Raw genomic sequence first — 14485 nt, forward strand, 5'->3', positions numbered from 1 at the left:
TCGCTGGTTCACGACCCCGAAAGCATGGCAGGCTCTGTTCATTGCGAGCCTGAAGTCGAGGAGAGTGAATCCTTGCGGTCCGACGCCAACATCGCGGGACCGATGACCGATCCGGTCCCCGGTCCCCGAACCGAATCGGCGGGGGAGGGTGTTTCACGTGAAACACCACCGCCGATGGACGACACCCCCATCGGTCGCGCGGCCCAGCTGGCGGTTGAGGCCCTTGGCCGCGCCGGCGAGGGTCTGCCCCGCCCTGACCGGACGCGCGTCATGGTGGTGGCCAATCAGAAGGGCGGAGTGGGCAAGACGACCACGACAGTCAATCTTGCTGCCTCGCTCGCGCTTCATGGCGCACGGGTTCTGGTGGTCGACCTCGACCCGCAGGGGAACGCCTCTACGGCTCTGGGGATCGACCACCATGCCGAAGTCCCCTCCATCTATGACGTCCTCGTGGACAGCAGGCCGCTCTCCGAGGTGGTCCAGCCCGTACCGGACGTCGAAGGTCTCTTCTGCGCTCCCGCCACCATCGATCTCGCCGGTGCGGAGATCGAGCTGGTGTCGCTGGTGGCGCGGGAGAGTCGACTGCAGCGAGCGATCCAGGCGTATGAGCAGCCGCTGGACTACATCCTCATCGACTGCCCGCCTTCGCTGGGGCTGCTGACGGTCAATGCCCTGGTCGCCGGCGCCGAGGTGCTGATTCCTATCCAGTGCGAGTACTACGCGCTGGAAGGGCTGGGGCAGCTACTGCGCAATGTGGATCTGGTGCGGGGGCATCTCAATCCCGATCTTCATGTGTCGACGATTCTGCTCACCATGTACGACGGCAGGACCAGGCTTGCTTCGCAGGTCGCGGAGGAGGTGCGCAGCCACTTCGGCAAGGAGGTGCTGCGGACGAACATTCCGCGATCGGTGCGGATTTCGGAGGCGCCCAGTTATGGGCAGACCGTGCTGACCTACGACCCGGGTTCGAGTGGCTCGCTGTCGTACCTTGAAGCGGCGCGTGAGATCGCCTTGAGGGGTGTCGGGGTCCACTACGAGCCCCAGCATGCCCAGACGGGCAGCGGGAACAGCCAGCAGAGCATTTCGGAGGGGATTCAGTGAGCGAGCGTCGAAGAGGGTTGGGGCGTGGGCTGGGTGCCCTGATCCCCGCCGCTCCGCAGGAGAAGCAGGTGACGTCCACGAGGGTGGGATCGACCTCTGCTGGGGCGGATTCCGTGATGACGGCGGAGCGGGGGGTGGCTGCGGCAAAGGTGGCCGGCCTCACGGGTACTCCGGTGGTGCCGGAGCCGAGCGCGCCGGTTGCGGAGTCCAGAGCGGCCGCCGAATCGGTGGGACCTGCCGGGGCGTATTTTGCCGAGATTCCTCTCGGCTTCATCACGCCGAACCCTCGCCAGCCGCGGGAGGTGTTCGACGAGGACGCGCTCGCGGAGTTGGTGACCTCCATCAAGGAGGTGGGTCTTCTCCAGCCTGTCGTCGTGCGGAAGGTGGGGCCGGAGCGCTATGAGCTCATCATGGGCGAGCGGCGCTGGAGGGCTTGCCAGAAGGTGGAGCTGGAGCGGATTCCGGCTATCGTCCGTGCCACGGATGACGAGAAGCTTCTCCTGGACGCGCTCCTGGAGAACCTTCACCGGGCTCAGCTGAACCCGCTGGAAGAGGCGGCTGCGTACGACCAGCTCCTCAAGGACTTCAAGTGCACGCATGACCAGCTGGCCGACCGTATCGGGCGTTCCCGGCCGCAGGTGTCGAACACGCTGCGTCTGCTGAGGCTGTCGGCCCCGGTGCAGCGAAGGGTGGCGGCCGGGGTGCTGTCCGCCGGTCATGCGCGGGCGCTGCTGTCCGTGGACGACTCGGAGGAGCAGGACAAGCTGGCTCATCGCATTGTGGCCGAGGGGCTGTCGGTGCGCGCGGTCGAAGAGATCGTGACCCTCATGGGCTCCGATCCCAAGAGCCCTGCCAAGTCCAAGGGGCCCCGGGCCGGTGGCCGGGTGTCGCCTGCGCTGTCCGACCTCGCCACTCGGCTCTCGGACCGCTTCGAGACCAGGGTGAAGGTCGACCTCGGTCAGAAGAAGGGGAAGATCGTCGTCGAGTTCGCGTCGATGGAGGATCTGGACCGCATTCTCGGCAGCCTGGCTCCGGGTGAGGGGCGCGTGCTGGACCGGGAACCTTCCGAGGAATCCGCTGAGGACGACGGCTGACCCTGCCGATGAGGCTGTGGGGCGGGCTGTGTTCCGGTGGTTACCGGAACACAGCCCGCCCTTTGCTTCCTCTCGGTGTCGGCTTCATCCCGCGGTGGATACGATTCGTTCTGGTATGGCACATCCGGCTTGAGTCACTCGGTAGGGAGGGCCATGCGATCAGTGAGCCACAGCCGACTGATGACAGTAGGGCTGGGGCTGTCGGAGGGGTCGCCGGCAGCCTGCTCCTCGAACGGAGCGCACTGACTGTCGTATGCGACGCGACGGGCGAAGGAAGCGAGGAACAGCCTTCATGGGGCGTCGGCTCGTACCGCTCACACTGGACAACCTTTCTGATCTCCCCAGACGCTGCCGCTCGTGTGTCTTCTGGGAGCTTGATCCGGTCAGTGGGGAAGCTGCGGTGAAGGCGGGAACACCCGGGCTGGAGAAAGAGGCCTGGATCTCGGCCGTTCTCCTGGAGTGGGGGTCGTGCGGCCGCGTGGTCTATGTCGACGATGTGCCGGTGGGCTTCGTTCTCTATGCCCCGCCCGCCTATGTGCCGCGTTCGACCGCGTTTCCCACCAGCCCGGTCTCTTCTGATGCCGTACAGCTGATGACGGCCTGGATCGTGCCGGGTCACCAGGGGCAGGGGCTGGGCCGGGTCATGGTGCAGACGGTCGCCAAGGATCTGCTGCGCCGGGGGTTCAAGGCGATCGAGGCGTTCGGTGATGCCCGGTGGAAGGAGCCCGCCTGTGTGCTTCCCGCGGATCATCTTCTGGCGGTCGGCTTCAAGACCGTACGACCACATCCCGTTCATCCGAGGCTGAGACTGGAACTGCGTACGACGCTGTCCTGGAAGGAAGATGTCGAACTGGCACTGGACCGGCTGCTGGGGGCAGTGCAGAAGGAGCCGGCTCTGAGGCCGCTGTGATCCGAGAGCCCATGGAAACGTGAAACGGGCCCATCCCCCGGGGATGGGCCCGTTTCACGTGAAACAGTGAGCTGCGGTCCTGCTCAGCCGAGGAAGTCTTCGAGGTCGCGCAGGATCGCGGCCTTCGGCTTGGCGCCGACGATGGTCTTTGCGACTTCGCCGCCCTTGTAGACGTTCAGGGTCGGGATGGACATGACGCCGTACTTGGCGGCCGTGGCCGGGTTCTCGTCGATGTTGAGCTTGACGATCTCGATCTGGTCGCCGTGCTCGGCGGCGATGGCCTCCAGCGAGGGGGCGATCTGACGGCACGGGCCGCACCAGGCAGCCCAGAAGTCCACCAGTACGGGCTTCCCGCTCTTCAGGACGACCTCGTCGAAGGAGTCGTCGGTCACGTTCTTCAGGACGCCGGCCACGGCGACCTCCTTAACTTCTTGGGGTGTGTGGGGTGAGAGTCGTGAGTCAGACGGCGGCCGCAGCGGCCTTCTCGTCGTCGGCGAGCGCGGCAAGGAAGCGCTCGGCGTCGAGTGCGGCCGAGCAGCCGGTGCCGGCAGCGGTGATGGCCTGTCGGTAGGTGTGGTCGACGACGTCACCGGCGCCGAAGACACCGGTCAGGTTGGTTCGCGTCGAGGGAGCGTCGACCTTGAGGTAGCCCTCGTCGTCGAGGTCGAGCTGGCCCTTGAAGAGCTCGGTGCGCGGGTCGTGGCCCACTGCGATGAACAGACCGGTCACGGCGAGCTCGGACGTCTCGCCGGTCTTGGTGTTCCGAAGGGTCAGACCGGACAGCTTCTGGTCGCCGTGCACCCCGGCGACCTCGCTGTCCCAGGCGAACTTGATCTTCGGGTCGGCGAAGGCGCGCTCCTGCATCGCCTTGGAGGCGCGCAGCGTGTCACGGCGGTGGACGATGGTGACCGACTTGGCGAAGCGGGAGAGGAAGGTCGCCTCTTCCATTGCGGTGTCGCCACCGCCGACCACGGCGATGTCCTGGTCCTTGAAGAAGAAGCCGTCACAGGTGGCGCACCAGGAGACTCCGCGTCCGGAGAGAGCGTCCTCGTTGGGCAGGCCGAGCTTGCGGTGCTGGGAGCCGGTCGTCACGATGACGGCCTTGGCGCGGTGCACCGTGCCGGCCGTGTCGGTGACCGTCTTGATGTCTCCGGTGAGGTCCACGGAGATGACGTCGTCGGGGACGAGTTCGGCGCCGAAGCGTTCGGCCTGGGCCCGCATGTTGTCCATGAGCTCGGGGCCCATGATCCCGTCCTGGAAGCCCGGGAAGTTCTCTACGTCGGTGGTGTTCATCAGCGCGCCACCGGCGGTGACGGCACCCTCGAACACCAGCGGCTTCAGTGAGGCGCGTGCGGTGTAAAGGGCGGCCGTGTAGCCCGCGGGGCCGGAGCCGATGATGATCACATTACGGACGTCGCTCACGGGTTTCTTCCTCGTCTCTGCAGACTGCCTACTGTCCACGCCTACTGGGGTCGGTTCAACGACTCTCACCCCACCCAACGGATCCTACGGGGGATGCATTCCCGCCGTGCCGGGGCAGCGTCCGGCGTGGTCCTCAGGGGCGCGCGTAGGTGCGGGTCAGCAGGAGCTCGCCCTTGTCCGAGGGGCTCTCCCGGACACAGGCCGCGTCGACGACGTACGCCTGTACGCGGGTCGCGTCGGACGGGTGCGGAAGGACGACGAGGAAGGCGTCCGTGCCCTTGTACGTGCCCTCTTCCATGGCGAGGGCCGGGGCGTCGCGGCCGGTGCCCTGCTCGACACAGGGCGGGACCGGCACGGTGGGTGCGCGCAGCGGCGTCTGGGGTGACCCGGACGAGGCGTTCTTCGGCGTCGAATGCGAATCGACGGACGGGGCCTGCTTCCCGGCCTCCATGCCATCTGCTGACCTCGACGGCTTTGCACCGGTGCCTGTGAGGAGCGATTGCACCTGGCCTTCGAGCGTGGACTCCGCGAAGTCCGCGCTGCCGCCCTCCGCGGAGCCGGCCCTGCTGTCCGCCGCCTTGAGGCTCGCGGATTCCTGGGATGGCTGGACGCTCTGCAGGATGAGGACACTCACGCCGACCACGGCTGCGCCGAGAGCGGCTCCGAGCACGGCCGTGCGGCGGCGGCGCCGGGCTGTGCGGCGGCCGGGGCCTGTGGTTGCCCGGGGACGCCCTGCGGGACGGTCCGAGGGGTTGGGCTCCGCGCTCGGCTTCTGTGGGGCCGTTGGTTCTGTTTCACGTGAAACATGCGCCGAGTCCCGTGAAACGGGCACCGAGTCATATGGTGCCTCGGTGCCGAGGGCCGCTTCGGCGGCGAGTGCGGCATCGATGCGGTCCACGACATCGTCCGGCATGCGCTGTGGCATGGGTACGGCGCCGAGCAGCTCGCGGATCTCCGTGAGAGAGGCATGGACCTCACCGCAGAGTTCGCAGCCGTCCACGTGGTCACGGACCTCTGTCGCACGTGACGGCAGGAGCAGCCCCTCCGTCAAGTCGGAGATCTCCGTGACATCCGGATGCTGGGTCGTGTCGGCCGTTGATGTCATGTGCGCCCACCTCCGCCCTTCACTGCAGCGGGATCGCTTGTGCCCGCATCTCTCGGCCCCGATGCCGGTGGGACGGATGCGCGCGGCGTCCGGTTCCCTTTCGTGGCTGTCCCGTCGGTTCTCGCGCCTTCGCTGCGGAGATGGGCGAGCAGAGGGGCCAGCCGGGCCCTGCCCCGTGCACAGCGGCTCTTCACGGTGCCCGTCGGTACGTCGAGGATGCGTGCCGCCTCGGCCACCGGGTAGCCCTGCATGTCCACGAGGACGAGTGCGGCCCGTTGCTCGGCGGGAAGAGTGGCGAGTGCGGCCAGGAGTTCACGGTGGAGGTCCTGGCGCTCCGCCGGTGCCTCGGCGGATTCATGCGGTTCGAGGAGCTGCTCGAACCGTTCGGTGTCGTCGACCGGCGCGGTTCTGCGGGTGGCCGCCTTGCGGACCCGGTCGAGGCAGGCGTTGACGGTGATGCGGTGCAGCCAGGTGGTGACGGCGGACTGGCCGCGGAAGGTGTGGGCGGCCCGGAAGGCGGAGACAAGCGCGTCCTGGACGGCGTCCGCGGCTTCCTCGCGGTCGCCCAGGGTCCGTATCGCCACGGCCCACAGCCGGTCGCGGTGGCGCCGTACGAGCTCACCGAAGGCGTCCGGTTCGCCGGCCACATGGCGAGCGAGGAGGTCTGAGTCGCTGAGTGGTTCCGACGGCTCGGCGGCCACCTCCCTCCCCCTCCCTCCCTTTCGCTGCGTCAAGGTGCGTCTGTCTATCACGATTCGAGCGGGCCGGGGCAGGGGGCGGAAGGTGCACGTACGAGGAGAGAACGAGAACATCCGGTGCGGTGGCACCGGATGTGCGGGAGGCCGGCGGGGATGCCCCGCCGGCCTCTGCGTCACTTGAGTACGGAGATCTCCGAGATCCCGCCCCGGTAGCCACCCGTTCCGTCCGACGGCAGTTCGGTGAGATGGATCAGGACGTAGCGGGTCCGCACCGGCTTGGAGAGAGTCTCCTTCAGCTCGTTCCCCGCCGTTGCGAGCGGGGTGAGGCGCTGGGGGAAGTCCGAGAGGGACGACGGGGCGGAGGCACCCGGATCGGCCGCCAGCACCTCGGCCTTCTGCCCACTGCGGTACATCTTGGCCGTGATGCCCGCGACGTCCTGGACGCTGCCCAGATCGACGACTATGCCGCTGCCGTCCCTGCGGTTCGGGTAGTTGCCGAAGTTCGCATAGCCCACATAGCGCGGGGTGACCCAGGCCGTGCTCGCATCCCCGTCGATGGTGTTCGACACCTCGTTCGGCTTGATGCCCGAGCCGCTGGGCATGAACTCCGTCGCTCCGGAGATGTGCAGCGGCTCGGCCGGCCGCCGAGGCTTGTCGTCGCCGTTCTCCGGGTCGGTCTGTGTGCTGTCCCCGGGGTCGGAACTCTTGCTGTGGTCCAGCAGCGTTTCGGCGAGCTGCCAGCTGCCGAGGCCCAGCGCGGCGATGAGCAGCGCGGACACGGCCCACTTGAGGGCCTTGCCGGTGCGGCTCTGAAGCGGTGCCGGAGGTACGACGATCGGGGGCTGCGCGGCGACGGGCCCGGCCGGCGGACGCCCGTAGGAACCCTGCTGGTAGGTGGTGCGCTGGTACTCGGGCGGCGCCGTGAAGGCGGGCTCCGGAGGACGGATGCGGGGCATCGCGGCGACGGCCTTGGCCAGCTCGTCCGGCGTGGTGCACGGCTGTTCCTGCCGGGAGGCGGTGGCGCCGTCGTTGGCGAGCGCGCGCATGGCGAGCTCGGCGAGACCGCGGTGGACGCCGGCCCGCACCTGGTCGGGGGCGATCAGCCCCACGCCCTTGGGCAGCCCGGTCAGTCCGTACGCGTCGCTCTCGTACGGCCAGCGCTGCGTCAGCGCGGCGTAGAGCAGGGCCCCGATCGCCTCGGTGTCCGCCCGCTGCGGGCCCTCGGCGGTGATGCCGCGCAGGGCTGCGTTCACCGCGAGGCCGCGGATCCTGTACTGCCCGGTCGAGCTGCGCAGCACCGCCCCCGGGGTGAGCCTCAGGTGGGCGAGGCCCTCTCGGTGTGCTGCCGCCATGGCCTGGGAGACCTGGCTGACGAGCTGGTACGCGTCGTGCGCGTCCATCGGCCCCGAGGCCAGCAGGGAGGTGAGCTCGGTGGCATCGGGGAGCCATTCGTGGACGACGTAGACGAGGTCGTCCTCCTCCACCGCGTCGAGCACCTGCACGAAGCGCGGGTCACCGAGCAGTGCGGAGGACCGGGCCGCAGCCAGTACGGAGCGGGCACGCGGGTGATCGGCCGGCAGCAGATGGACGCCTACCGCGCGGCGCAGCTTCTCGTCGACGGCTCGCCAGCTGCTGAAGCCGTCCAGACGGGTGACGCACTCCTCCAGCTGGTAGCGTCTGGCGAGTTTGTGCCCGCTGTGCAGATCAGGGGTCGGCAGAGTGGCCTCGGAACCGATGCGCTCACCATCCGTGTCCTGCGGCTTCGTGCCTGTGGTGTCCTGAGCTTCTGCCGTCCCGTCGGTCGTGGCCTCGTCCGCCTTGGCGGCCAGCGGCTCATCACCGCTGTTGTCGGCCACGTCGACGGCAGCCGTGCTACGTTCCGCCACCGTCGTTCCTGCCTCCCCATCCGTTGCGCGATGCCAGCCAGCCTCTGCACAGTCACGCCAATTGTGCCCACACTCCGGCGTTATGCACGACACGCAAGGGGCAGTGATGGTTGTGCGGCCGATGATGCTCAGCGTCCGAGTCGCCCTCGGACCATGCCGACCATGCCGTTGATCTCCTCGATCCGCATTTTCTTGGCGGCGACGAAGAAGACGCCCAGCAGCACGGCCCCACCGCAGATCAGAGCGGCGAGTGAGCCGAAGGCGCCCTCGCCGAGGCCCTGGAGAACAGCGAAGCCCACGCCACCACCGAGCACCGCTGCCGGGGTCGCGGCCAGGCACAGCCGGGCGTAGGTACGCACGACATGGGAACCGTCCAGATCTCCGCCCAGACGGTTGCGCAGCCGTCGCCAGGCGATGCCCACGCCGACGGCGTAGGCGAGCCCGTACGAGGCGGCCATGCCGACCACCGCCCAGCGGGCGGGCAGAACGACGTAGCAGAGGGCCGAGGCGGCCGCGTTGACCGCGGCGACGATCACCGTGTTGTAGAAGGGCGTGCGGGTGTCCTCGTACGCGTAGAAGCCGCGCAGCACGACGTACTGCACGGAGTACGGGATCAGGCCGAGACCGAAGGCCATGAGGATGAAGCCCATGGAGCGGGCGGCCTCGGTGCCCGCGGAGGCGTACAGGAGGGTGCACATCGGCAGGCCGAGTGCGAGGAAGGTGAAGGCCACCGGCACGATCGCGACGGCGGAGTTCCGCAGCCCCTGGGAGATGTCGTCGCGTACGGCGCCCGGGTCGCCGTCATGGGCGGCTCGGGAGATACGGGGCAGCAGGGCCGCCATGACGGAGACGGTGATGATCGCCTGCGGCATGCCCCAGATGAGCTGGGCATTGGAGTAGGCGAGGAAGCCGGTGCCGTCCTTGCCGGACAGCTTGCCCGCCGATGTCGCGAGCTGCGTGACGACGAGCACGCCCGCCTGGTTGGCCAGCACGAACAGGACGGTCCACTTGGCCAGCTTGATTGTCTTGCCGAGCCCGTGCCCCTTCCAGTCGAAGCGCGGGCGGAAACGGAAACCGGCTTCGCGCAGGTACGGGATCATGGCCAGGGCCTGCACGACCAGACCGAGCAGTGTGCCGATGCCCAGGAGCCGGACACCCTCCGCCGGAATGGTCTGGACGCCCATCTGGGACTCGGCGGACGTGCCGTAGACCCAGATGAACATGCCGAACGTGAAGATCATGACGATGTTGTTGAGGACCGGGGTCCACATCATCGCGCCGAACTTGCCGCGGGCGTTCAGGATCTGGCCCATCACGACGTGCACGCCCATGAAGAAGATGGTCGGCAGGCAGTACCGGGCGAAGGTCACGGCGACGCTGTTGGCCGCCACGTCGTTGGCGATCGTCGGCGACATCATGCGGATCAGCAACGGAGCGGCGAAGACCGCGATCGCGACGATCACACCGAGCGCGACCATGACGAGAGTCAGCAGCCGGTTGGCGTAGGCCTCGCCGCCGTCCTCGTCGTCCTTCATGGAACGGACGAGCTGAGGCACGAAGACCGAGTTCAGGCCGCCGCCCACGGTGAGGATGTAGATCATCGTGGGCAGGGTGTAGGCGATGGTGAAGCTGTCGCCGAGCAGGGCCGCACCGAGCGCGGCCGTGATCACGAGGCTGCGGACGAATCCGGTGAGGCGGGACACCAGCGTGCCGGCCGCCATCAGTGCGCTGGACTTCAGTATTCCGGAGGCCCGACCGCCTGCCTTGGGCGGCTCGGGAGCCGGGGCCGGCTCGGGCTCCGGAGAGACGGGGGTGGATCCCGCCGGGCCCTCCTGGTCCCGGAAGAGATGCGCGAAGGCGTCCGGCTGCTCGTCGTCCCGGGAAGCCTGGCTGACGAGGTCGTCCACCCCGACGAACTGGCTGGACGCCGGATTGTCGCCGTACGGCAGGTGCCGCAACGGGCCGCCGGGCTCGGGGGGCGGGGTCTGTGCCCAGAGACGGGGATCGGGCGGGTACTGGGCAGCGGGCGGCTGCTGGTAGAGCGGCTGGGGCTGCTGGTAGGTGCCCGGGGGCGGCGGCGGGTGCGCGGCACGGTCGTACAGCGCCTCGGTCACCGGGTCCTGGACGGACAGATCCTGGGCGCGGTAGGGATCGCGGTCGTAGGCGTCCTGCAGGTACGGATCGGGCGCCTGCGGGCCCTGACCCGGCCCCGGAGGCATCGGGGGCCCGCCGGAAGGCCCGGCTCCGCCCGCACCCTGACCGCGGTCACCGTCGTACGGCGCGTTCATCGAAACCCCACCTCATCGTCCCCGGCCGACCGGCCACGACAGACATCGCTCAACGTTCCACTTTCTCACCCGAGGCAGGCGACTCCCCGCTTTCCGGACCGGTGTCCGGAGTCGGGTCACTCGGCTGCTCGGGTTCACCGCCGTCGTCCCCGGGCGCGCCGCCCGTGTTGGTGCGCTTGCGGTGGGTGTACATCCTGATGCCCGCGAGGACCAGGAGCAGCAGCCCGCCCGCGATGACCAGGAGCACGGTCGGCGTGAGCTCGGAGACCTTCACGGTGAAGGTCATCTCCTCGCCGTACGGCGTGCCGTCCTCGGTGTAGAGCTGCGCCGTCATCTGCACCTGGCCGTTGACGTTGGCCGCCGCGTCGAACTTCACGGACTGGCTGTGGCCGGCACCGATCCGGATCGGCTGCTCCGCCACGGCCCCGCCGTCGTTCAGCTTGAGACGCGTCGCGTTCTCCGACTTCAGCCGGAGGACGAGATGGTCCACGCCCTGCAGCAGCCTGTTCTGCACCGTCACCGGGATCGTGGCGCTGCGGCCGGACAGGGTGACGTCCGACTTCGAGATGAGCTGGACCTCACCGACGAGGTCCTGCAGATAGCTGCGGACCGAGTCCCGGTACTGCTGGGCCTCCAGCGGCCTGCCGCGCCACGATGTCGACATGGACCGGTTGAGCGCATTGCCGAAGGGGGTCACCACCCGCTCGGGCTGGGTGAGGATGACCTGGAAGTTGTTCAGCGAGACCTGGGTGGACTTGATGTCCTGGAAGGCCTGGGTGGGCAGCTCCTGACTGCGGAGCTTCTTCGGATACTGGGAGGCCCTGGGGACGCTGGTCGTCGCGTCCGCGTCCGGCTTCGCGGCGGCCGCTTCCACCAGCCCGAGAGGCTGTGTCCAGCGCTCGTCGTCGAGTCCGTGCAGGGCACGCGCCATCGACTGGGCCTGGGCCACGGTGGGCATCCGCTGCGGAGCGACGACGATGCTCCGCTCGATGTCCGTGTCCTGTTCGGTCAGGGCGAGAGTCAGAGCGAGGAACTTCTGTACGGCGAGGGTGGATTTCCCCGCCTTCGACATGTCGCCCTGGAAGGCCGTGGAGAGCCGGGCATCGGCGACGACCGCGGTGGTGCCGCCGCCGATCGGCCGGGCGGCGGTCGGCGTGTACTGCAGACCGCCGGTCTCCTGGAGGCTGTCGCTGCGGGCGATCACCTTGTGGGCCCCGGCGGAGGTGGCGACATCGACGACCGACGGGTCGAGCGCCCCGTCGACGGGCCACGCGAAGTCGGTCGACGGCTTCACGTGGAGAACGGTCTGCACCGTCGTCCCGGCCGCTTCGGTGGCGGTCTGCAGGTGGCTGAGGGTGCCGGAGACGTTCTTGCCGCGGTGCGCGATGGACGCCAGATCGGGGTCGGCGAACGGCAGCGCGACGACCTTCCCGTCCGAGACCGCGGCCTCGAGCGAGGTGAGCCATTTCTTGGCGACGTCCTGGTTCTTCCCGGCGACGGTGGTGTCGCCGGACTTGACGCGGTAGTTCCCCGTCATCGCGTCGACACTGGCCAGCAGGTCCGGGTCGATCACCCAGGTCACCGGCAATTCGCTGCCCAGTGAGACCAACTGTTCGAGCCGTCCGCCAGGCGCCAGCTCGGCGGCCAGGTCGTCGTCCGCGAACACCGGTGTCTGCTGGTCGTCGGTGCCCGTCTCGGCGGTGACATGGGCCGATGCGATCAGCGGCCAGAGATAGGTGACCTTCGTCCTGGAGTCACGCTCGTCCTCCTGCCAGGGCAGGAAGGTGCGCTCGATCCCCAGGACCTGGTCGTACGGGGCCCGGGAGGTCTGCCCGGACAGCGAGACACCGAGCTGGTAGACGCCGTCGTCGCCGAGCCCGAGTTTGTCGACCGGGACGGACAGCGTGAAGTCCTGGCCGATCCCGGAAGGGAGCTTCGCGAACTTCACCGTGTACTTGCCGCCGAGCGGGGCGGGGCCGCTGCCGGGTACGTATCCGGTGCGCTTGGCCGCGGTGTCGATCTCCGTCCTGCTGACGAGCTCCGGGCCCACGCGCAGGTCGACCGTGGCCTCCGTGATCGTGTCCTTGCCCCTGTTGGTCACGGTGCCGGAGACGGTCAGGGTGTCCCCCTTGACCGGCGCACTGGGAGCCAGGCTGTTCAGGGACACATCGACGGTCTCGGACCCGGTGGGGGCCTTGCCGGTCCCGCCGGCCTGCGCCGCGGGAGCGGTCGTTCCGGCCAGCAGCGCCGCGACGAGCGGCACCCCGATGATCAGGGCTGATGTGCGCCGCAGCCACCGGCGGGCAGGAGAGGGATCGATCCTCTGAATGTCTGCCGCCTCGGCCACGCGCCCTACCCGTCCCTCGTCGTCGTCAGCTGGTGTCGATGGTTGTCGGTTGTTGCGTCCACGCATGGTAACGATGTGCGCGGGTGCCAAGTGCTGGGGAGCCTGCTACATGATCGGAAGAGTCTTGCAGGGCGGGACGAAACCAGGGCGACCGGGCCGGTCCGGGCACGTACCCTTTTCTGTTGTGTCGAACGCCAATGAAGACAGCTCCCGTGCCCTGACCCAGGTGCAGCACCGCGCAGTCAGCGAACTGCTGCGGGTGTCCCCGGTCGCCGACGACCTCGCTCGCCGTTTCCAGGACGCCGGGTTCAGTCTCGCCCTGGTCGGCGGCTCGGTCCGGGACGCGCTTCTGGGCCGGCTCGGGAACGACCTGGACTTCACGACCGACGCCCGCCCCGAGGCCGTACTGAAGATCGTCCGGCCGTGGGCCGACTCGGTGTGGGAGGTAGGGATCGCCTTCGGCACCGTGGGTGCCCAGAAGGACGGCTACCAGATCGAGGTCACCACATACAGGTCGGAGGCGTACGACAGGACCTCACGCAAGCCCGAGGTGTCCTACGGCGACTCCATCGAGGAAGACCTCGTCCGCCGTGACTTCACGGTCAACGCGATGGCTGTCGCGCTCCCGCAGAAGGAATTCATCGATCCGCACGGTGGCCTCGAGGACCTGGCGGAGCGCGTACTGCGCACCCCCGGAACACCCGAGGACTCGTTCTCCGACGATCCGCTGCGCATGCTGCGCGCCGCCCGCTTCGCGGCCCAGCTGGACTTCGACGTCGCTCCGGACGTGGTCTCCGCGATGACGGAGATGGCCGGACGCATCGAGATCGTCTCCGCCGAGCGGGTCAGGGAAGAGCTCAACAAGCTGCTGCTCTCCACCCACCCCCGCAAGGGTCTGGCGCTGCTCGTCGACACCGGGCTGGCGCAGCAGGTGCTGCCGGAGCTCCCCGCGCTGCGTCTGGAAAGTGACGAGCATCACCGTCACAAGGACGTCTACGAGCATTCGCTGACCGTTCTGGAGCAGGCGATCGACCTGGAGCAGGACGGCCCCGATCTGGTGCTGCGCCTTGCCGCTCTCCTTCATGACATCGGGAAGCCGAGGACGCGGCGCTTCGAGAAGGACGGGCGCGTCTCGTTCCATCACCATGAAGTGGTGGGCGCCAAGATGGTCAAGAAGCGGATGACCGCGCTCAAGTACTCCAACGACATGGTCAAGGACGTCTCGAAGCTGGTGGAGCTTCATCTGCGCTTCCACGGCTACGGCGACGGTGAGTGGACGGACTCCGCGGTCCGCCGCTATGTGCGCGACGCCGGCCCCCTGCTGGAGCGGCTGCACAAGCTGACCCGCTCGGACTGCACCACACGGAACAAGCGCAAGGCCGCCGCCCTCTCGCGGACCTACGACGGGCTCGAGGAGCGCATCGCGCAGTTGCAGGAGCAGGAGGAGCTGGATGCCATCCGCCCCGACCTGGACGGCAACGAGATCATGAAGACCCTGGGTGTCGGCCCCGGGCCGGTGATCGGCAAGGCGTACGCGTTCCTGCTGGAGCTGCGCCTGGAGCACGGGCCGATGGAGCACGACATGGCGGTGGAGAAGCTCAAGGAGTGGTGGGCCGGGCAGGGCTGAGGCTGCT

At 68.5% G+C, this 14485-nt stretch carries 11 protein-coding genes; 4 read left to right on the forward strand and 7 right to left on the reverse strand.

Annotated features, from left to right (window positions below; translation table 11 throughout):
• Nucleotides 1-24: 24 nt before the first annotated feature.
• From AB0D53_RS07175 to AB0D53_RS07185, 3 genes are all read left to right on the forward strand, one after another.
• The gene (locus tag AB0D53_RS07175; RefSeq protein ID WP_072487589.1) at nt 25-1101 is read left to right on the forward strand and encodes a ParA family protein; all 1077 of its coding nucleotides are present in this window, start codon (nt 25-27) and stop codon (nt 1099-1101) included.
• Nucleotides 1098-2195 carry a ParB/RepB/Spo0J family partition protein gene (locus AB0D53_RS07180; protein ID WP_362441336.1) on the forward strand — a complete coding sequence of 366 codons (1098 nt, stop codon included), beginning with the start codon at nt 1098-1100 and terminating at the stop codon, nt 2193-2195. Before AB0D53_RS07175 ends, AB0D53_RS07180 begins: the two co-directional genes overlap by 4 nt.
• A 292-nt stretch (nt 2196-2487) precedes the next feature.
• Nucleotides 2488-3105, forward strand: coding sequence for a GNAT family N-acetyltransferase (locus AB0D53_RS07185; protein ID WP_362441980.1), 618 nt, complete (start codon nt 2488-2490; stop codon nt 3103-3105).
• Between the two features lie 83 nt (nt 3106-3188).
• Here AB0D53_RS07185 and trxA read toward each other — a convergent pair whose 3' ends face one another.
• From trxA to AB0D53_RS07220, 7 genes are all read right to left on the reverse strand, one after another.
• Complete coding sequence (gene trxA / locus AB0D53_RS07190) at nt 3189-3518, reverse strand: thioredoxin (RefSeq protein WP_329820071.1); 330 nt, start codon at nt 3516-3518, stop codon at nt 3189-3191.
• A gap of 46 nt (nt 3519-3564) precedes the next feature.
• On the reverse strand, nt 3565-4527 hold the full coding sequence (gene trxB, locus AB0D53_RS07195) for a thioredoxin-disulfide reductase (RefSeq protein WP_072487593.1): 963 nt from the start codon (nt 4525-4527) through the stop codon (nt 3565-3567).
• A gap of 133 nt (nt 4528-4660) precedes the next feature.
• Nucleotides 4661-5632, reverse strand: a complete 972-nt coding sequence (locus tag AB0D53_RS07200; protein WP_362441341.1) for a hypothetical protein — start codon at nt 5630-5632, stop codon at nt 4661-4663.
• Nucleotides 5629-6333 carry an RNA polymerase sigma factor SigM gene (gene sigM / locus AB0D53_RS07205; RefSeq protein ID WP_362441344.1) on the reverse strand — a complete coding sequence of 235 codons (705 nt, stop codon included), beginning with the start codon at nt 6331-6333 and terminating at the stop codon, nt 5629-5631. Before sigM ends, AB0D53_RS07200 begins: the two co-directional genes overlap by 4 nt.
• Nucleotides 6334-6503: 170 nt before the next feature.
• On the reverse strand, nt 6504-8216 hold the full coding sequence (locus AB0D53_RS07210; protein WP_362441347.1) for a serine/threonine protein kinase: 1713 nt from the start codon (nt 8214-8216) through the stop codon (nt 6504-6506).
• Nucleotides 8217-8344: 128 nt separating this feature from the next.
• Nucleotides 8345-10504: a murein biosynthesis integral membrane protein MurJ gene (gene murJ, locus AB0D53_RS07215; RefSeq protein ID WP_362441350.1), complete on the reverse strand. Its 2160-nt coding sequence runs from the start codon at nt 10502-10504 to the stop codon at nt 8345-8347.
• 49 nt (nt 10505-10553) lie between these two features.
• Nucleotides 10554-12851 carry a DUF6049 family protein gene (locus AB0D53_RS07220; RefSeq protein WP_362441353.1) on the reverse strand — a complete coding sequence of 766 codons (2298 nt, stop codon included), beginning with the start codon at nt 12849-12851 and terminating at the stop codon, nt 10554-10556.
• A 184-nt stretch (nt 12852-13035) separates the two neighbouring features.
• Here AB0D53_RS07220 and AB0D53_RS07225 point away from each other — a divergent pair, with 184 nt between their 5' ends.
• The gene (locus AB0D53_RS07225) at nt 13036-14478 is read left to right on the forward strand and encodes a CCA tRNA nucleotidyltransferase (RefSeq protein ID WP_362441356.1); all 1443 of its coding nucleotides are present in this window, start codon (nt 13036-13038) and stop codon (nt 14476-14478) included.
• Nucleotides 14479-14485 lie beyond the last annotated feature (7 nt).

Origin of the sequence: Streptomyces sp. NPDC048295 (genome assembly GCF_040652135.1) — a bacterium.
Taxonomy (GTDB): domain Bacteria; phylum Actinomycetota; class Actinomycetes; order Streptomycetales; family Streptomycetaceae; genus Streptomyces.